Genomic DNA, 19,561 nt, shown 5'->3' on the forward strand with positions numbered 1-19,561 from the left:
AGGGCGTGTCCTCAATTCAATCGATAGTCATCTAAATGAGTTAAAAATGGCTAAATCTTGCCAAACGGTGTCAAATAGCTGACTAATATCTCGATATTATCTGCGCTATTCTCCTTGTTTGACTGCGATTTATCTCATTTTTATCACCATTTTTAAAATGAGGACACGCCCTACTAAAAGATTAAACTTCCGCCAATAATTCGACACTCACTTGAAAGTATTCATCGTCTTTTATAGTAATACTGACGTTACCGTTATGCGCCCCAACGATAGACTGTACGATAGATAGACCCAAACCTGTTCCTGTATGGCGATCTATTGTTTTGTGATGTCGATAAAAGCGCTCAAACAACTTATCTGCCTCACTTTGTGTCAACGGCTCATCTAATTGGTTGGTGATGGTGATTCGTAGAATAGCTTGTTTTGATTGTTGGCGGCTGGTTATCATTGTGCCCACTATCTTATCTGAGTTTACTCTATCTGCACTAATGGTTATAACGCTATCTTGAGCAGCATAATAAATCGCATTCGATATCAGATTAGCAAAGAGCCTTTGTAATAAACTTTTATCTCCTAAAACAGCGCTGAACTCACCTTTGGTTTCAATAGCGATACCTCTGTCTTCTGCAATCATTTCGTAGTAATCAACAAGCTTGGTGATTAAACGGTCCGTATCCACATGACTGATTTGCGAGTCACTCAATCCTTTTTGGGTTTTTGCCAGTAGCAGCATGTTGTTTATCATGGCCGACAGCTGCTCTAACGTGTCATGTTGATGGTGTAGCTGCTCAATGTATTCATCACCAGCTCTCGGTTTGTTTAACATGACTTGCGTTTGCGTGCTGAGTGTCGCTATTGGAGTGCGCAGCTCATGGGCGATATTGTCTGAAAACCGTGACAAAGACTCAAAATTACTTTCAAGCTTGGCCATCATTGAGTTGTAAGATTCTGCTAATGGTCGCAGCTCTAACGGCATATCACTGACCGTGACTCTGTCATCCAATCTGTCAGGATTCATTGTTTTCATTTTTTGGACGATGGTCGCCAAAGGTGCAAAACCCCAGTACACACCCAACGCCGCTACTGAGACGAGCAACAAGGTAATCGCGAACAAAATCATACTAAGCTGACGATTGAACTGTAATAAATACTGATGATGCACATCTATAGGCAATGCGATAAGCGCAAGCATTTTGTCGTCTTCAATGACCATTGCTCGATAGTATCGGCTGTTGATATTCATCACAAACTGTTGCTTATCATTATCTTGTTTCAGTGATGAAAGATTAAACCCTGCTCCTAGCTCTTGAGCAAAGTTATTGGGGGTACTAGACAGTATCTGCCCTTCTTTATTAGCGATAATGGTTTTTAGATCGTAATCCAGCCAAGAAGAATGCTGATGATCAGCTTCCTCTGATATCACTGCGGTAGAAGTATCTCCATCAGGCATTACGTCAGGTGCCGCTCTTAGCGGCTGTTGACTATTCAATAGATTTTGAGAGCTAGGTAGGGTTTGAGAAGTTATAGGGCTACTATCTATCACTCGTTTACGTAGGTTAAAAGCCGCATGGGTCATAATCTCAGCGTCCATTTGCTCAAAATGGCCTTTAACAGAACGCTGTATCCATATATAAATAATAACCTGCGATATAACAACAAATATCGTGAGCAATAGCACAGTACGCCATAATAGTGGCAAGCGCCGATTATCAAACCTATATTTCATATTAGATATTGCCAGCTTCGTGAGATGGTTTGCTATCAAGCGCTGTATCGACCGCTTCTAACCGATAGCCCATCCCGCGCACCGTATGAATCAGCTTTGCGTCATGCTCATCGTCTATTTTTATACGAAGACGCCTTATCGCCACATCAATCACATTGGTATCATTTTCAAAGTTCATATCCCATACTTGGGAGGCGATGATTGAGCGTGGAAGCACTTCACCGCGACGCTCTAATAAAAACTGTAGTAAGGAAAACTCTTTTGCCGTGAGCTTAATAGGCTTATCTCCTCTATGCACCGTACGCTTGCCAATGTCCATCTTAAGATCCGCTATTTGCATAATCGTACTTTGATAGTCGGCTTGATTGGCACGTCGTAATAAGCTTTTCATCCTGACGATCAATTCTGCAAAGGCAAAAGGTTTGGTCAAATAATCATCACCACCAATCTCAATCCCTTTTATCTTGTCGCTCAAATCATCTTTTGCGGTTAGAAATAACACAGGGGTATGCTTGCCAGCCGCTCGGTAATTACGCACCAGCTCAAAGCCACTAACATCAGGTAGCATCACATCCATCAATATCACGCTAAATTCTTCCGTCATCAATGCATGATAGCCATCTAATCCTGTTAGCTGATGATCCACGATAAACCCAGCTTCGGTTAAGCCTTTTTTTATATACTCGCCAAGCTTCAATTCATCTTCTACCAGCAGTACTTTCATTGTAATTCCTCAATACGGTCATGATTGTTTAACGTTCTAACTAGCACAGGTGACAACATTGACTGGTAGCTGACAAAGATGTCATGTGCTCGTAATCAGACTGTCAGTTTTATTTTGCTAACCTACATAAACGATAAATAGCTGCTCGTTTTCGATACCTAGCTACTATCCAATACTTAGGGCATGTCCTCAATTCAAACGAGTGTCTCTAAATGGGCTAAAAACAGCTAAATTTTGCCAAACATCGTCAAATAGTTGGTCAATATCTCGATATTATCTGCACTATTTTCCTCGTTTGACGGCAATTTATCTCATTTTTATCACCATTTTTAAAATGAGGACACGCCCTAACTACGATGAATTATTTTTATCGGTAATCAATGTAAATAACTTACAAAAGAGGTTTTATATGAAAGTTCACGGTTCATTCAAAAAAGTATTACTGCTGTCGGTATCTGTACTTATCGGTACTAGCACTGCCAATGCGCATACGACGGATCTAAGCACTTCAATCATCAACAACTGCGACGCTGTGACTGAGTTTGCAAAAAACTTGGATCATAACGATGCTCAGCTCTCAAATTCACAAATGAAAAGCTATATCGATGCGAGAGTGGCTTGTGAGATTGAACACAAAGATCAACATCTACAGTCTGAAAAATACTTTATCAACAAATATAGTAGCGATAAGTGATATCAGCTCTGATGTCATACTAAAGGATTACTGACAACATTAAAAACCATAAATAGTAAGATGACAGAATTGTAATCTTACCGTCATCTCTCTGTCAGAATCACTAAAGTATGCTTTAAAGTAACTTAATATCTTAAAGTCTTTTCGACTACATACCAATTTAAATAAGGATTTACCATGTCATTATTCAAATCAATGCCACTGCTCAAATCAATGCCACTGTCTAAATCAATCGTAGCAACTGCTATAGCCTTAGTTGTTTCAACCTCTGCTTTGGCGCACGACCCAAAAATGCATGCTGAAAAAGACCAAATGAACTGTGAGAAAATGGAAAAGCATATGCAGATGATGCAAAAAATGGATCATAGCAAAATGGATATAAATGATCCTGCTATGAAAGCCATGATGGCTAACATGAGCAAAATGAAAGCGATGTACCAAAAGCACTGTGTGAGCAGCGATAGCGACTCTTAAATATCGATTTATAAGTTCAACACTATAGTCAGTTCAATATAATTTCGATACAAGGAAACCGAGTGCAAGTTATACATTAGTATGCTTAGCGAGGATAACGCTGTAGCGGATTTATATAGACTTGACTATATTGTCAGAGAAGCTGATCAAGCAGTAATGGGATATTAAAGAAAATGGATTTTTAGGACAAACCTATGAAGTTCTTGTTAGGAATATTTTTTACTGTCTTTGTCGCTATTGTGGGTATTTTTATTACGGTGACTAGTGGCATGATAAATATCGGTGCTGATCGAGCTCATAGTCCGCTGGTTTACGATTTTTTAGAAACTGCCCGCACACGCTCGATTGAACATGCCAGTAAGAATATTTTGGTTCCCAATTTAAAAAAGGCGGAAATGATCAGCTCGGGCGGTGCAGATTACAAAGATATGTGTGCAGGCTGTCATTTGTCTCCTGGCGTCAACAGCACAGATTTAAATAGCGGTATGTACCCAAAGCCTCCTAACTTTACTCAGGCGGATATCGTTAAGCGCTATCGAAACGAGGCTGGTGCCAGACAAAGCTTTTGGGCGATTAAACATGGCATTATGGCGTCTGGCATGCCCGCTTGGGGCGCTACTCACGATGATGACAGGATATGGGCGATGGTCGCTTTTATTAGATCGCTACCTGACTTAAATGAGAACCAATACACCATGCTAACGACTCGGCTAGACGATAGTATGTTGGATATGTCATTTGATGGTGAGATGGATATGTCAGGTGATGGATCCAAAATGCAACATTGATTTTTTGTACAAAATGCAGTGCTCAATAGTGCTGCTTTTTGCGATTTGAGTTTTAAGCTTTGCTAGCACTATTTTGTCCAGTGATATTTTATCCAGTGATAGGGCTCTAGTTTTTATAATATTTAATCGTCAGACAGACGCTCGGGAGTGGTTTTATGAGACGCTATACTAATAGATTTATTAATGAACATAATCTGATATCTGGCCGTGTGCTCTCGGCGATCGTGGTATTACCATTATCGTTAACGATTGCCGCTTGTAGTCAACCTAATTCCGCTGCTGCTGACTCAACACCAGCGACTGAGCCAACTGTTGCTGCACAAAACGTGCAAACTACGCAAACGGAGCAACCAACAGCGGAAATAATGCCAGTCAGCGCTCCTTCAGATACCCAATCAACTATCCTAAAAAACATCTCAGCCACCGTCTATAAAGATGCCAATTGTGGCTGCTGCAAAGAATGGGTTGGTTATGCCGAAGGTCATGGTCTAAACGCAACTGCACAGAATGTCGAAGACGTATCCTTATTTAAAGAGCGATACAGCGTACCGCAGCAAATGCGCTCTTGCCATACCACCGTCACTACTGATGGCTACGTTTTCGAAGGTCATGTCCCTGCTAAGTATATGGCTCAGTTCCTAAAAAACCCGCCAAGTGATGCGATCGGTCTTGCCGTACCGAGCATGCCAGTCGGTAGCCCAGGTATGGAATACCAAGATAAATTTATGCCATATAAAGTGATGCAGCTTAACAAAGATGGCTCAACAGCTATTTATGCAACTATTGACACACCGCAGCAGCAAATCTAGCTTGGTTGTCGTTTAAATCGCTTATCTAGCTCTACTAATAAATGACCAAAGTCATAGGCTTAGCTGATAAATATATAGACCCAACTCTCACTTTATGGATATAAATCAGGTGAATAATTATGAACAAAACTATGCTTAATCGCAGGCGTTTTTTGACAGGATCTTCTACCTTGTTAGGGGCATCCATGCTGTCCACCCTACCGTCTATTGCCAATAGTGCGCTCGGTAAAGGCCAGCAGAATGTAGCCGTCAACAGTGATAAATCTGACCATATCGTACCTATCCTAACCGGTAATGAGTTTGATTTGTATGTCAGCAAGAAGCCCGTCACTGTCAATGGCAAGTCGAGTATGGCGACGCTGATCAATGACTCGCTGCCAGCGCCAACGCTAAAGATGCGTGAAGGCGATACCGTAACTATCCGTGTACACAATCAGATGGATGAGTCGACCTCTATTCATTGGCATGGTCTGCTCGTCCCATTTGAAATGGATGGCGTACCAGGTATCAGTTTCGATGGCATTCCTGCAAATAGCACCTTTACTTATAAATTCAAACTCAAACAATCAGGCACCTATTGGTATCACTCTCATAGTGGGTTCCAAGAGCAAACAGGAATGCTTGGCGCTATCGTCATTGAGCCAAAAGGCCGTGAGCGTCATCCAGTCGCAGAAGACCATGTGATAGTGCTGAGTGATTGGACGCAACGCGATCCACACAATCTCTTGAAGTTGCTCAAACAGCGCGCTGACTTTGATAATTATCATCTGCCAGACTTCAAAAAACTATTGTCTGATATTGCCGCAACAGATTTAGAAGCCGCTTATGACAAGCGCAAAATGTGGAATCAGATGCGCATGATGCCGACTGACTTTACCGATCTGTCTGGCGAAAAGACCTTTACCTATCTGATGAATGGTAAAACCACAGCGGCCAATTGGACACAACTAGTAAAAGCAGGACAGCCCGTTAAATTACGCTTTATCAATGCTTCAGCGCAAACCATCTTTGATGTGCGTATACCGGGTCTCAAGATGACTGTGGTAGCAACAGATGGTATTGATGTCGCACCCGTTGCGATTGATGATTTCCGCATTGGCGTGGCTGAGACCTATGATGTCATCGTCACGCCTACTCAAGATGCACATACGATATTTGCCCAAAACATCGATCGTTCAGGCTATGTCGCGACCACGCTTGCGACCAAAAAAGGTGCGCGAGCTGCCATACCTGCTATGGACAAGATCGAATGGTTGACCATGGCCGATATGATGGGTGCGATGGGTGATAAAGGCTACAAAGCAAAACACGCCAAGACCGAGTATGACTTTAAATCTGATATGCGTGTCGACAGTCCACGTATGAACCTAGATGATCCCGGTATCAACCTGCGTAATATCAATCGTGACGTGCTGAATTATAGTCAGCTGCGCTCTGTCGATGAGGCCATATTTGCAGAGCAGCGCAAGCCTACCCAAGAGATCGAGCTACATTTAACGGGTAACATGGAGCGCTATATTTGGGCGTTGGATGGTGTCATGTTTAAGGATGCAACGCCTGTCAATATTAAACCTAACGAGCGCGTGCGTATCACCTTAGTTAATGACACGATGATGAACCATCCTATGCATCTGCATGGTATGTGGAGCGACTTGCGCACGCCATCTGGAGACTTTCAGGTACGTAAACACACGATTGTGGTTCAGCCAGCGCAAAAGATTAGCTTCGATGTTACGGGAGAAGTTGGACGATGGGCATGGCACTGTCATCTTCTCTATCACATGGAGGCCGGTATGTTCAGAGAAGTTGCCGTCGTTTAACAAACCTTCGAATATGAGGCTTATTATGAAAATATCTAAGAAAAATCTGTCATTCATTGGTTTGTCATCGCTAGTCTTGCTCACATCACCTTTTGCGACAGCTGCTGAGATGTCGAATATGGATCACAGTGGCATGGATATGTCCGGTGGTATGTCCGATATGGATCACAGTGGCATGGATATGTCGAGTGATATGTCTGATATGGATCACAGTGGCATGAATATGTCGGGCGATATGTCTGGTATGGATCATAGCAGTATGGATATGTCGAGTGATATGTCCGATATGGACCACAGCGGCATGGATCATGCCAGTATGAATATGTCAGGGATGCAGGGTGGTGAACCACCGGCTGATGCTCGTAGTCCAGACTACTCAAATGGGGTTCCCTACGGGCAGTATGGTAAGCCAATGATGATGGGCAGCATGCCATTATGGGGAGTGTCAGTAGACGACTTGGGCCATCAGTTTGATGACGACCAAATCAATTTCGAAGCGACGGGTTGGTATGGTACGGATAGTAATCGTGTAAGGCTACGTACGGAAGGTAGTGCTCAGACTAAGGATGATAAAGAAATTGATAGCTTGAGCTCACTTGCTTATTGGAAACCACTGAGTGCTTTTTGGAATAGTGAAGCTGGTATTGCTTACGATACTGAAAATGATAACGCTGCCGTGATGGCAGGTATTGTCGGCACGGCGCCGTATTTTATCGAAACGGATGCGAGAGCCTACTTATATACGGACGGTCAGTTTCGTCTTGATTTGGGCGCAGAATACGAGTGGCGTTTGGATCAGCATTGGGTGGTTATACCGGAGGTGGGGTTGACTGCCTTTAGTAAAGATGACAATGATAATGACATTACCAAAGGCTTTAATGAGATGGAGGCGGAAGTTAGGCTTACTTATGAGACATTCAGTCGCCAGCTAGCCCCTTATGTGGGGGTTAGTTATGAGACAGCACTTGGCAAGGCTCGTGATCAACGACGTCAAGAAAATGAATCGGTTGATAGCAGTAGTTTGACTGCGGGGGTCAAATTCTGGTTTTAACTGTCTACCCACTTTAATTTAACAAAACAATGGAGGTCATATCATGGAAGCTGCTAAGCAAAAAAATATGAACCCTTATGTAAAATTTACCTTAATGATTCTGACATCGACTGTCATCATGTATATTATGATGTACTTCAATACCTACCAATGGGATCACATTTACTTTAGTGAAACCCGAGCTTATATGGCACTCTACATGGGTGCCGGTATGGCAGTCGTCATGTTGGCATTTATGACCAATATGTATAAAAAGACCAAGGTCAATTTGATGATCTATGGTCTAAGTGTATTGATGTTTGCAGTTGGTATCTGGGGCGTTAGATCTCAAGCAACTGTCGATCAAGTCGATTGGATGCAGGCGATGATACCGCATCACTCGATTGCCATTCTCACCAGTAGTCGTGCTGATATTGAAGATCCGCGTGTGCAGCAGCTTGCTGATGATATTATAAAAGCCCAAAAGCGTGAAATTGATGAAATGAAGCAGTTGATTGATGAGCTTGAATAAGAGGAAGGTTTACAGGCGGACGGTGTAAGGAGCGATTATTTCTCTTTTCTTAGCATATCAACCAGCTTACCCGCTAGTGGGAAGGAAACTAGCTGTGTCAATGGAACGAGTATGATGGTTTCAATTAACACCACCACCGGTAGGCTTAAACCCTGAGTTATAGGCTTCAATAACGTTAATACAATTAGGAGCGTTGGATACAGCCCTATATATCCTATTAATATGCGTATAAGTCTGTCTTTAGAATTTTTATTCATTGTATGATACCGACTGATAATTAAGCCGCTGCTTATATAAAAGCGTTAAATTTACAAATAGAGATAAGGCCATTAATGGCCTTATCTTATTCATTGTTTAAGTGCTTCGCTATTCTTGATAGCAAGGATAATCACTATAGCCAACATCGGTACCACCATACATCGTGGTAGGATCTACTTCATTCAATGGCCAGTTATTGGCGATACGCTCAGGTAGATCTGGATTGGCAATAAAAGGACGACCAAACGCGAATAAATCACCGTAGCCTTTTTCTAAAATGTTCACGGCTTTTTGTACCGTGTACTTGCCAGCATAAATGATACGTCCTGAGAACTCAGCTCTGACCGCTTGATAAAAAGTGTCTGGTAAATCAGGCGCATTATCCCAATCAGCTTCTGCAATTGACAAATAAGCGATGCCCGCTTGCTCAAGGACTTTAATCGCTTCAATATACGTATGATGAGGGTTTGACTCTACCAAGCCTAAATACACACGCGTCTCATCCGTACTCGCAAACAAAGGCGCAAAACGCACGCCTAAACGATCAGCACCCACCACTTCACTGACAGCAGCCACGATTTCTTTTAAGAAGCGCAAACGATTGGTCAACGACCCACCATATTGGTCATCACGTGTGTTGCTATGCTCAGAGATAAACTGATTGACCAAATACCCATTGGCACAATGCAGCTCTACCCCGTCAAAACCTGCCTCCAATGCATTGCGTGCGGCGGCCGCATACATACTTACCAGTTCACCAACTTCATCAGTACTAAGTGCACGCGGCTCACTTGGATCAGCCAATGCGCCTTCGCCTGGGCCTGTTTCAATAAAGACTTTTACGTTGTCAGCAGCGATCGCTGATGGCCCTACCGGCTGAGCACCATTAGGCTGCAAGCTGGTGTGCGACACACGGCCTACATGCCAAAGCTGAGCAAAAATAATACCGCCTTTGTCATGTACTGCTTGCGTGACTTTTTTCCAACCTTCAACTTGGGCTGATGAATGGATACCTGGCGTCCAAGCATAACCTTGACCTCTTGGCTCAATCTGCGTACCTTCCGTCACCATAAAGCCTGCTGACGCACGCTGTGCATAATAGCTGGCCATTAAGTCATTAGGGATATTGTCAGGTTGCGTGCTACGAGAGCGTGTCAATGGCGGCATTACGATACGGTTTTTGAGCGTATAAGGCCCAAGTGCTACAGAGGAAAATAATGTCTTTGTATCTGGAATAGTTTGTGTCATAAGTGTCTCTTTTAAAGCAGCTGATGGCTTATTATTAAAGGTATTTGGCCTGTTTTGATGCTTAATAGCTCACTCAGTGGCTACTTAAGCAATGTTGGTCAGCATAGCGTTTTAAAGGTACAATTAGAAACAACCGTTTTTTGTTTAAGATACAATTATTAATGGTATGCATTATGAATGGAATGAATCGGCTCGATATTAAGCAACTTAGAGTATTACAGGCGTTACTTGATCTAAAAAACTTGTCGCAAGTCGCACGCAAAATGGGGCTGACCCAACAAGCCATCAGTGAGCAGTTACGCAAGTTACGTGAGGTATTTGATGATCGTTTGTTTATTCGTCAAGGCAATAGCATGGTAGCAACACCAAAAGCGCTATCGATGCAGCAACCTATTGACCATATATTAAAGCAGTTGGAAGATTTGTTAGAGCCAGAGATTTTTATGCCGCACACATACAAAGGCATATTTACGATTAGTGCGACTGACTATGCGACGCAGGCATTATTACCGCAATTGTTTAATATTACGCGACGCGACGCACCTGATTTGAAGTTAATCGTACGCGATTTTGCCTCAGACAATATCAATCAGCTAATTGCAGCAGGCGAGCTTGATTTGTTGATTACCTTCCCTGAATTTATCCCTGATAACTTATCGTATGTGACTTTATTTGAAGAGCAGCATTTATGCGTGACAGGTTGTGAAAACACCTTTGCCACAGAGCCATTAACGCTGGCGCAAGTGGCTGCACACGCGCAGCTAGTAGTGTCACCCTCGCGTGCTAATTTACGCGGCTCTCATGATCAATGGTTTGCAGAAAAAGGTCTAAAACGAAATATTGTGATGTCGGTTCCTAGCTTTTCGGCTGTACCAGATATTTTGCACACGACTGACATGATTGCGTTTTATCCTTCGCGATTATTGCCGAGCAGTAAGGTCAAAGAGCTTAAGGTTGAAGCATTGCCGCCTACTTTTAAGGTCATCGCAGCATGGCATCCACGTACTGCTGACAGTGGCATACATCGTTGGTTAATCGAGCAATTACGAAATCTATAATAATTAACTTAGCTATAGTTAACTTTGAAACGACATCGGAAGTTTTTAAACTTGATGTAAGTATTATCTAGACTAAACATGGTCCTACACAAAATTCTGGACAGGTTCACATAATTACCTTAGTAACAGTTTCTTAAAATAACAGTCTTTTAAACATAGTTATCCTACCCAATACTCTCCAAATCGGGTATTAACTCATTACTGCTTATCACTTTATCAACATCAATAAACTCACCTTTACCCATGGCGCCAAGATTATAGTCTGCAAACTCATGATATAAAGTGACCACATCACCCATAATCAATAGTGCAGGGGTTGGTAGTTTTGCTTCAGCTTGCTGATCAGCGATATCACTTAATGTGCCGATAAGTACTTGCTGCGTTGGCATACTGGCATGACTAATGATAGAAAAAGGAGTTTCGCTGTCGCGCCCCGCTGCTATCAACCCTTGTGTCATCTCATGCAAACGGTGCAAACCCATGTAAAACACAACTGTCTGGCTGCTGTCCATTAGCTCACTATAATCGTTATTAGGCGCGCCATTTTTTTTGCAAGCAGTGACAAACTTGACCGATTGAGCATGGTCACGGTGCGTTAGTGGAATTCCCGTACGGCTAGCAGCGGCACTTGCGGCAGTAATACCTGGAATAGACTCAAAATGAATGCCATGACGTACCACTTCCTGTAGCTCTTCGCCGCCGCGTCCAAAAATAAAAGGGTCGCCCCCTTTTAAGCGAACCACTATTTTTCCTGCCAGCGCGTGTTTGACCAGTAGCTCGTTAATACTTTCTTGTGGCAATGCATGATTAGCGCGGCGCTTACCAACGAATATTTTTTCAGCCGTGCTCGCGCACATATCCAAAATATCCTCAGACACCAGACTGTCGTATAACACTACCTCTGCGCGCTGCATTACTCGCCACGCTTTTAATGTTAATAGCTCAGGGTCACCAGATCCTGCGCCAATCAGATGCACAGTGCCTCTTTTGGTGCAAGTTTGCACGTTTTCTGCGCAGTGTTTATCCATTAGCTGATAGGTCAAATGCGTTGGGGTAGCGGCAGATATATTGGTCACGGTGGTGACTCCTGATAACAGAGTGAATACAGCAAAATGGGCAACCACAAGCAAAGTTGTCAATACACCCTTACTCTAAAATGGCTTATTGTTCATAACACAACACTCAACCAGTAATTGCATATAAAAGGTTGCAAGCGACGTGCCACACGACTATCTAAGCTTGCGCCAACGGGCCGCATTCTGCGATTAATGCGTTGATTTGCCCCACGCAAGATCCACAATTGGTACCTGCTCGGCACTGCTTACCCACTGCCGTCGCACTAGTACAACCATGCTGTGTGATAGCGTTGAGAATGATATTTTTTCCAACTGACATACATGAGCATACCAAAGGTCCTGGATCAACATAACCACTGGCAGGCCGCCCCGCGAGCAACCATTTATATCGTTGATTGACAGGTATTTGGCTAGTATCCGTAAAGCAGCTATCGAGCCAGCGGACACTCGGTAATTGCTTTTGCGTTGGGGCAACATAAATAGCCATAATCAGTTGTGTACTGGGCCTCTCATCATCAGATGACCCACTATTTATGGCAGCGTTATTTGAGTCTGTCTCAGGCGCAGATTGCGTCACAATAAAACGCAATTGATTCTGTACATTATCGACCGTAAACGCCGTATGCATGACACCCTCTTGAGGGTTTGGCTGTGATAATGATTGCATAGACGCTATAAAATGCTGCCAAAACTCGGGGTACGCTAAGGTACTACTAGCCTCCACCATCGGGCTAGCGAGATTGATCAAGACGCTGTTATTTTGATGACTCAAGCTCCAAGTGATTGCAGGTAATGCCTCTGGTAAAATGTTGTTTGAACGTGCTTCGCATTTTTTTTCAGACAATCCTTTCTCTGACGCTTTGGCAGAAAAATTGGCCAAAATAGTACGTAGTTGCACTATAACGGCGTCTTGCCACTCAGGATGCACCAAAATCTTGCCAAATGATTGCATAGGAACGGGCGTGACACTGATCGCCGAATTTTTGAGCTCTGGCTGCCCTGAATGTGGATCGACAACTGTTGGAATAAGGGGACCTACCCGAGCAAAGCTAGCAAAAGCATTGCTCCAATGCATGGGCATAAACGCATCACCAACGCGCAACGTATCGCTAATGGCAACTTGCGCCAGTACAGTACTTGCGGGCTCGTTACCATCCCTAGCCGTACTCATCGCGGTATCACTGACTGTGCCATCACTGGTCACATCGTTCTCATAACTTTCATACTTTCCGTGGTTTTCAAACCTACGATGAAGTTGTACAAAGTCATTGTCTTGAACACCTAGCTGCCGTGCATCATTAGGATGTATGGTCAGTGTCGGTACTGGCTGATGTTGATTTAACTGCGGTGCAAGGCCAGTGCGAGTCATGGTATGCCATTGATCACGCAGCCTGCCAGTAATCAGGCGTAAATAAACCACCTGGTTTTCAGGTTGAGTATCATGCTCAAACTCGTGTTTAGAGGGTGGTCGATTCTCGCCAATCGTTTGAGGGGCATTCCTTCTTTGACGTCGATGCACATTGGCTATGCTCGCTTCATTAGAGGGTGTAATAGCGATTAACTGTGACTTGGTAATAGTGGCAGCGGAATTAATGACCTCGTTTGCTAAAGGTTTTATCTTATCAATCATGGAAATACGCGTATCACCCCATTGAAACGGTAACATCTCTTCGTATGCTTGCTGACTGAGTGCGATTGGCTGATATGTTTGATTGCCGTTCTGGTTAATATGCTGGCTAATATATTGTTGAGCAGGTTTATCGGCTGGTACCTCATCTGTCATTAAAGCAGACAAGTCTTTGCTAAGGTTCAGATAACGAGGGTAATTCTTATTAGATTGAGATGTTCTGTGGCTATGCATATTACCATAAGCGGTCAATGCCACGTGTTCATTAAATATCTCGCTAGGATGTTGATAATCAAACCCCGTTAATCCCATTCGTGTGGCAACTTGAGACAGTATCCACCAATCTGGTTTGGCAAGCCCTGCTGCAGGCATTAATACCCGCTGCCGAGATATGCGCCGTTCAGAATTGGTGACCGTTCCAGATTTTTCGCCCCACCCCTGGGCAGGCAATACAATGTCAGCACACCTTACCGTGTCACTGTCTACCGAGCAGTCAGAGACAATCACCAAATCACATTCAGCAAGCGCTTGGCGAAAATTATCAGCATCTGGCAAGCTGACCACAGGGTTGGTGGCCATAATCCAAATGGCCTTGATACGACCATCCAGTATGGCAGCGGCAGCATCGCAGGCTTTGACACCCACGTTTGGGGCGATAGATTGAGGTGACTGCCAAAAGTCTGCCACGAGCTGCCGATGATCAGCATTGTCTAGTTCTAAATGCGCCGCCAACAAATTAGCAAGGGCGCCGACTTCTCGTCCACCCATTGCATTAGGCTGTCCAGTAAGTGAAAACGGACTGGCCCCTACTTTGCCCACACGCCCCGTGAACAAATGGGTATTGATGATGGCATTGACCTTATCAGTTCCGCTTTGTGATTGATTGACCCCCATACTAAAGGCAGTGACTGTTTTATCAGTGGCGGCAACGCATTCATAGAACTGGCGGATACTTTCCGCAGACACTTGACAAGCACTGGCGACTTCATCAATGCTCCATGCTTTGGCCGCATTCACCGCATCATCAACGCCCAAGCTTTGGTTAATATATTCATCATCTTGGCAACCCTGCTGATCTAGGTAATGCAGCAACCCATTATATAAATGTGTATCCGTGCCCCCAGCAATTGGTAAATGCAAATCGGCAAATTCACAAGAGTCCGTACGGCGCGGGTCTATTACAATCAGTTTTTTATTGGGATTGGCTTTTTTGGCTGCTAAAAATCGACCAAACAAAATAGGATGGCACCATGCCATATTGGAGCCTACCAGTACCAATAAATCACAAGCTTCCAAATCCTCGTAATTACCTGGCACAAGGTCTGCACCAAACGCACGTTTGTGCCCAGCTACTGCAGATGACATACACAGCCGAGAGTTGGAGTCGATGTTATTATTACCAATAAATCCTTTTATAAATTTGTTAGCCACGTAATAGTCTTCAGTCAGCAACTGGCCTGAGACATAAAACATAATGCTGTCTCGCCCGTGTTTGGCGATGGTGTCATTTAAACGACTGGCAACGTCCTCTAGTACGGTATCCCAGTCTGTCTGCTCTATAAGTGGCTTGTCAGATTTACGTTTGGCATTGAAATCATTACCCAATTGCATAGGCTGATGCTGTTGCATGACTGCTTGCTTATTTTGATAATATGGCTCGGTCAAGCGGCGCGCAGTGCCCAATGTTTGCGCCAATGCACTTCCTTTGGAGCACAATTTGCCAAAGTTAGCAGTATGATCAGGATCTCCTTTGACGCTCAGCACCTCTGTCTCATTTACGCTCGCTAAAACACCGCATCCCACTCCGCAATAAGGGCACGTCGTGCGGATAGTAGTGATAGAGCTATCAATCAAATCACCATCAGATGACAACGGTGCTTTTTTGATATTTTTGGTGGCGCTTATGTCATGTGTCTCAATGACTCGGTCTGTTGCTTTTTGCACGCTATTAGGTAGGCCGTTCGATTTATTAGCTGATACCACTTTGCTTGCAGCAGATTGATTGGCAATAGCGTCATTCATAATGCATCCTCTAACAGTTCAGCCGCTTTATGATGATCGACGTTCCTGTCTGTCTCATTAAATTCTATATCTACTTCCGTAGTTGGCGAATTGTTAAGCGTGATTTCATCCAAATGACAATATGCCTCGCCAAATATGAGTGTGTCTTTGATAGGCGTAATATCAACGTTATCCATAATCAACTGGCTATAAAAGCTGCCATCGCTGGTGTCCCCATAAAGCACAGCACCAATGAGTTTGTTTTCTTTGAGGTACAGACAATGATAATGGTTTAAGTCAGGCTGACGATATACGAGGGTTTCAACAGCATTAGCAGCTTCGTCATCAAAAGCGATTTGCCCTGCAGAAAATGCCGACATGCCAGATACTTTCAATTTTAATGACAGCGGCTTACTGACAAAAGGAACCCAGTGAGTTGGTACGGTGGCTCTACCATCTATCACATTTATATCGTTTTCTATCAAAGCATCTTTTAAAACCGTGACCAACGTATCCACTTGTTGATTTACCGGAGCCATCATTCCAAATAGCTCGCCCTCTCGCTCTATACACTCACCAATGGCATAAACATTGGGACAACTGGTGTGCATAAAATCATCGACCACAATACCGCGATTAACCTCAAGCCCGCTTTGCTTAGCAAGCGATGTATTGGGTATCACACCCACTGCCATCACGATAAAATCGGCCGCTAGCGTGCGCCCGTCTTTTAAAGACAATCCGCACACTTCTCCTACATCATTCATTTCGATAGCCTCAGTATGTGCAGAAACCGCGAGACCAACCCCGCGGCGACCGAGCTCAGTTTGCAAAAGCTCGGCAGCTGGCAGGTCTAATTGACGATTGAGTACATAACCATCCATATGAATGACCGTCATGCTCGCGCCCTGTGCCGCTAACGCGCAGGCAGCCTCCAATCCCAGTACGCCACCACCAATCACCAAACCTGTTTTTCCTCGACGGGCATAGTCCATGAGAACGGTCACATCAGCAAGGTCTCGAAATACATGCACGCCTTTAGCCGTGTGGTTGGGGAACGGAATGACTCGGGCAGTTGACCCTGTGGCCATTACTAACTTGGCGTAGTTGAATGTTTGCCCATCATCCAATTCAATACACTGGCACTTGGTATCTATTGTCTCTACTGCAACCCCAGCCAGCACGGTGATACCTAGCTGCTCATACTCTGAGTTGTCATATAAATAAGTATCTTCAAACGCTGTGTCGCCAGCCAATACGGGTGACAGCATAATTCGGTTGTAGCCCACGTGCGGCTCTTTACTGATTAACGTAATTGGCAAACGGGATTTATCATCATTTGATTGCGTGCGAGCAAGCTCAATGGCAAAACGACTGCCTGCCATGCCCGCCCCGATGATAACGATGCCAGCGTTTTTTTGATGACCTGATGCTAAGGCGTGATTGTTGGTATGAGTACCTACCGTAGTGGCGGCTTGCAATATAGATAACGACATAAACAGAAAGTCCCTTAGCCGCGCGGAGCAGCATTGAATGCAAAACAGCGTGTCATGAAAAATACGCCAACAACAATAAAATGATGACAAACTCTATGAAGCAAATGCCATGCCATACCAGCAGAGGGTTACGCTTAATGAGGGGTTCTGGGTCACGGCTGTGTGCCTTATTATCGGGGTTAAAATCCTGTAAAAACTCGCCAATGGCTTGATAGCGCGCGTTAGTATTGACATGCAGCGCACGCATGAGTGCCTGTTGGCTGGCGTCAGGCACATTCTGCTGCCGTAGCGGCTGCGCGGGCATCATTAGTGTTTGGTTTGGCATCATTAGTGTCTGGGTATTAAATGGCAATTGTCCCGTCAGCAATTCATAGCCAATCACTGCAATCGAGAACAAGTCAGAATGCACGCCTTTTGGTGCATCGGTGTAATATTCTGGTGCAGCATAGTGCAAATCACCATTTGGTGGTCGGGTGCTGTCTTTTAAGATAGAGGAACTGGCGGAACCAAAATCAATCAGTTTGACCGCGCCTGATTTAGTTAAAAGAATGTTTTCGGGTTTGATGTCTTGATGCAGCAGATAGTTGCGATGCATGACCCGAACCGCCATGCCAATTTTGGTGAGTAAATCAAAGGTTTGCCACACATCACAAGGCGCATGACGATCCATAAAGTCCCGTAAACTCTCACCGGCGATATATTCAGTCAAATGATATAAGTATGTGGTACTTGCTGGTAATGGATAGTAACGCAGCAGCCCCGACTCACTGAGCCCAGCACCCACGTTATGACCAATATTGTTGGATGCAGGATTGACAGGTAATCGATTAGGGTCAGCTTGATTGTAAGCCGACTCGCCCGCTCGGCGATGTTTTGATAGGCTCAAACCAATTTTACGTTCTTTTAAGAAATCACGCAGATAGTGGCCATCGGCAACAGAGTCTAAACTGGGTGATTTTAAAACAAAGTCATGGTTGTATTCATCTTGTACCCAGTACACGTGACTGCGAGCTGTGCGGGCAATGATACCAATTACAGTAAAGCCGTCAATATGATCGCCTATCTGTAAATCGGTTGGCAGCTGGTAGCGATTCACATCATGTATGACCGTATCCAGATTATCAAAGTCAATGCCATTTAAATGACCAATACCTTTAGAGCCATTGATAGAGGTAAAACGGGCTGAGCGTATGTTCATACTCAGCATAATCATGCTTAGATTATCATGACTGCCTGCACTAAAGGCCTGCTCGCATACAGCTTGACTGGTGTTAAGTCCTAGCGGTAATTCGTGTGTGGTGGTCATCAACTGAAGTATATCAGTCGCACTGCTGCACAGCTCAAATTGCAACTCTGTGGGCTCTATATGCTCATAAACCCCATCCGTCATAATGGCCAAACACTCGTTTTGATGAAGGGTAAATACCGATTGTTGTAGCTCTAACTGGCTATCTGCGCCGATAGCTGCAGCAAGCGCTCCTTTGTCTTGGCCGCGGTGCACGCGATGATCTTTGCTCAATACTGTCAGACAATCTACCCCAACGCGGTATATTCGAGAGTCGCCTGTATGAAACAGGTGAATACGGTCACCGATACAGAGCAAGCCTGATAACGTAGACAACAACGGCGGCACCCGTTGATACGATTGAGGAAAATATAGAATATCGTTGGCTTTGTTGACTGCTGTTTTGATGATAGTGGCGACTTGATCATCATCAAAACTGATGGATGACGTCTCATCTTGCGATTGTGTCAGTGCAGTCAACCCTAATGTGATTTTGTGGGCAATGGTATTCACTACCAGTCGACTTGCCTGTTTTGGAAACTGACAAGCGCTGACCCCATCTGCCATCAGCACCAATAATGGGGCTGATGAGGACGGGTGAGATCTTGCTTGAGATATTGAGCGATTAGCATTAGATGATTCTGCACCTGAACATTGATAGGGCAAGCAGGTGGTGATAAGTAAGCTGTCTTGGTTTTCAGTCTTGCGACCTGCCATAGTAAAAAAATCAAGCCACCATAATGCAGTGCTGCCATCATCAATACTCTTACTTTCATTAGTCTCATCAATAGCAACAAACTGACTTGACTCTATCAAAGATGACGGATTACCTTTATTGAAATGAGCAGCCATCTCATCCGCATTTTGACTATTGTTTCTATTGGCGTTTGCTGCATGTGTTATCGTCATCTGTCA

Annotated in this window: 16 protein-coding genes; 8 read left to right on the top strand and 8 right to left on the bottom strand. The window is 44.1% G+C overall.

Annotated elements, in window-relative coordinates; genetic code table 11:
• Positions 1 to 181: 181 nt before the first annotated feature.
• Positions 182 to 1,726 (bottom strand): ATP-binding protein, encoded by a 1,545-nt coding sequence (locus ACHEVO_RS03825; RefSeq protein WP_394123981.1) that lies wholly within the window; start codon positions 1,724 to 1,726, stop codon positions 182 to 184.
• 1 nt (position 1,727) lies between these two features.
• Entirely contained in the window at positions 1,728 to 2,450 is a 723-nt protein-coding gene (locus ACHEVO_RS03830; protein WP_394123982.1) for a heavy metal response regulator transcription factor, read from the bottom strand.
• A gap of 409 nt (positions 2,451 to 2,859) precedes the next feature.
• On the opposite strand from ACHEVO_RS03830, the gene ACHEVO_RS03835 reads away from it, so the two are divergent.
• From ACHEVO_RS03835 to ACHEVO_RS03865, 7 genes are all read left to right on the top strand, one after another.
• Positions 2,860 to 3,144, top strand: a complete 285-nt coding sequence (locus ACHEVO_RS03835) for a hypothetical protein (RefSeq protein WP_394123983.1) — start codon at positions 2,860 to 2,862, stop codon at positions 3,142 to 3,144.
• A 177-nt stretch (positions 3,145 to 3,321) separates the two neighbouring features.
• The gene (locus ACHEVO_RS03840; protein WP_394123984.1) at positions 3,322 to 3,618 is read left to right on the top strand and encodes a hypothetical protein; all 297 of its coding nucleotides are present in this window, start codon (positions 3,322 to 3,324) and stop codon (positions 3,616 to 3,618) included.
• A 194-nt stretch (positions 3,619 to 3,812) separates the two neighbouring features.
• A complete protein-coding gene (locus ACHEVO_RS03845) occupies positions 3,813 to 4,406 on the top strand; it encodes a c-type cytochrome (protein WP_394123985.1) in 594 nt (197 codons plus the stop codon).
• A gap of 155 nt (positions 4,407 to 4,561) precedes the next feature.
• Positions 4,562 to 5,215, top strand: coding sequence for a DUF411 domain-containing protein (locus ACHEVO_RS03850; RefSeq protein WP_394123986.1), 654 nt, complete (start codon positions 4,562 to 4,564; stop codon positions 5,213 to 5,215).
• Between the two features lie 119 nt (positions 5,216 to 5,334).
• Positions 5,335 to 7,035 carry a copper resistance system multicopper oxidase gene (locus ACHEVO_RS03855; RefSeq protein ID WP_394123987.1) on the top strand — a complete coding sequence of 567 codons (1,701 nt, stop codon included), beginning with the start codon at positions 5,335 to 5,337 and terminating at the stop codon, positions 7,033 to 7,035.
• 25 nt (positions 7,036 to 7,060) lie between these two features.
• Entirely contained in the window at positions 7,061 to 8,086 is a 1,026-nt protein-coding gene (locus ACHEVO_RS03860) for a copper resistance protein B (protein ID WP_394123988.1), read from the top strand.
• Positions 8,087 to 8,129: 43 nt separating this feature from the next.
• Positions 8,130 to 8,597 (top strand): DUF305 domain-containing protein, encoded by a 468-nt coding sequence (locus tag ACHEVO_RS03865; protein ID WP_224737935.1) that lies wholly within the window; start codon positions 8,130 to 8,132, stop codon positions 8,595 to 8,597.
• Positions 8,598 to 8,632: 35 nt separating this feature from the next.
• Here ACHEVO_RS03865 and ACHEVO_RS03870 read toward each other — a convergent pair whose 3' ends face one another.
• Complete coding sequence (locus ACHEVO_RS03870; RefSeq protein WP_394123989.1) at positions 8,633 to 8,854, bottom strand: hypothetical protein; 222 nt, start codon at positions 8,852 to 8,854, stop codon at positions 8,633 to 8,635.
• A 109-nt stretch (positions 8,855 to 8,963) separates the two neighbouring features.
• Complete coding sequence (locus ACHEVO_RS03875) at positions 8,964 to 10,091, bottom strand: alkene reductase (RefSeq protein WP_394124384.1); 1,128 nt, start codon at positions 10,089 to 10,091, stop codon at positions 8,964 to 8,966.
• A gap of 185 nt (positions 10,092 to 10,276) precedes the next feature.
• Here ACHEVO_RS03875 and ACHEVO_RS03880 point away from each other — a divergent pair, with 185 nt between their 5' ends.
• Complete coding sequence (locus ACHEVO_RS03880; protein ID WP_394123990.1) at positions 10,277 to 11,161, top strand: LysR family transcriptional regulator; 885 nt, start codon at positions 10,277 to 10,279, stop codon at positions 11,159 to 11,161.
• 164 nt (positions 11,162 to 11,325) lie between these two features.
• On the opposite strand, the gene cobA is transcribed toward ACHEVO_RS03880, so the two are convergent.
• The 4 genes from cobA to ACHEVO_RS03900 all read right to left on the bottom strand — a co-directional run bounded on the left by cobA (position 11,326) and on the right by ACHEVO_RS03900 (position 19,555).
• Positions 11,326 to 12,237: a uroporphyrinogen-III C-methyltransferase gene (cobA, locus tag ACHEVO_RS03885; RefSeq protein WP_394123991.1), complete on the bottom strand. Its 912-nt coding sequence runs from the start codon at positions 12,235 to 12,237 to the stop codon at positions 11,326 to 11,328.
• 157 nt (positions 12,238 to 12,394) lie between these two features.
• Complete coding sequence (locus ACHEVO_RS03890) at positions 12,395 to 15,886, bottom strand: molybdopterin-dependent oxidoreductase (protein WP_394123992.1); 3,492 nt, start codon at positions 15,884 to 15,886, stop codon at positions 12,395 to 12,397.
• A complete protein-coding gene (locus ACHEVO_RS03895) occupies positions 15,883 to 17,361 on the bottom strand; it encodes an NAD(P)/FAD-dependent oxidoreductase (RefSeq protein WP_394123993.1) in 1,479 nt (492 codons plus the stop codon). The genes ACHEVO_RS03890 and ACHEVO_RS03895 overlap by 4 nt, the downstream gene beginning before the upstream one ends.
• Positions 17,362 to 17,413: 52 nt before the next feature.
• Entirely contained in the window at positions 17,414 to 19,555 is a 2,142-nt protein-coding gene (locus tag ACHEVO_RS03900) for a protein kinase domain-containing protein (RefSeq protein ID WP_394123994.1), read from the bottom strand.
• Positions 19,556 to 19,561 lie beyond the last annotated feature (6 nt).

It is taken from the genome of Psychrobacter nivimaris (genome assembly GCF_043419765.1).
Lineage (GTDB): Bacteria > Pseudomonadota > Gammaproteobacteria > Pseudomonadales > Moraxellaceae > Psychrobacter.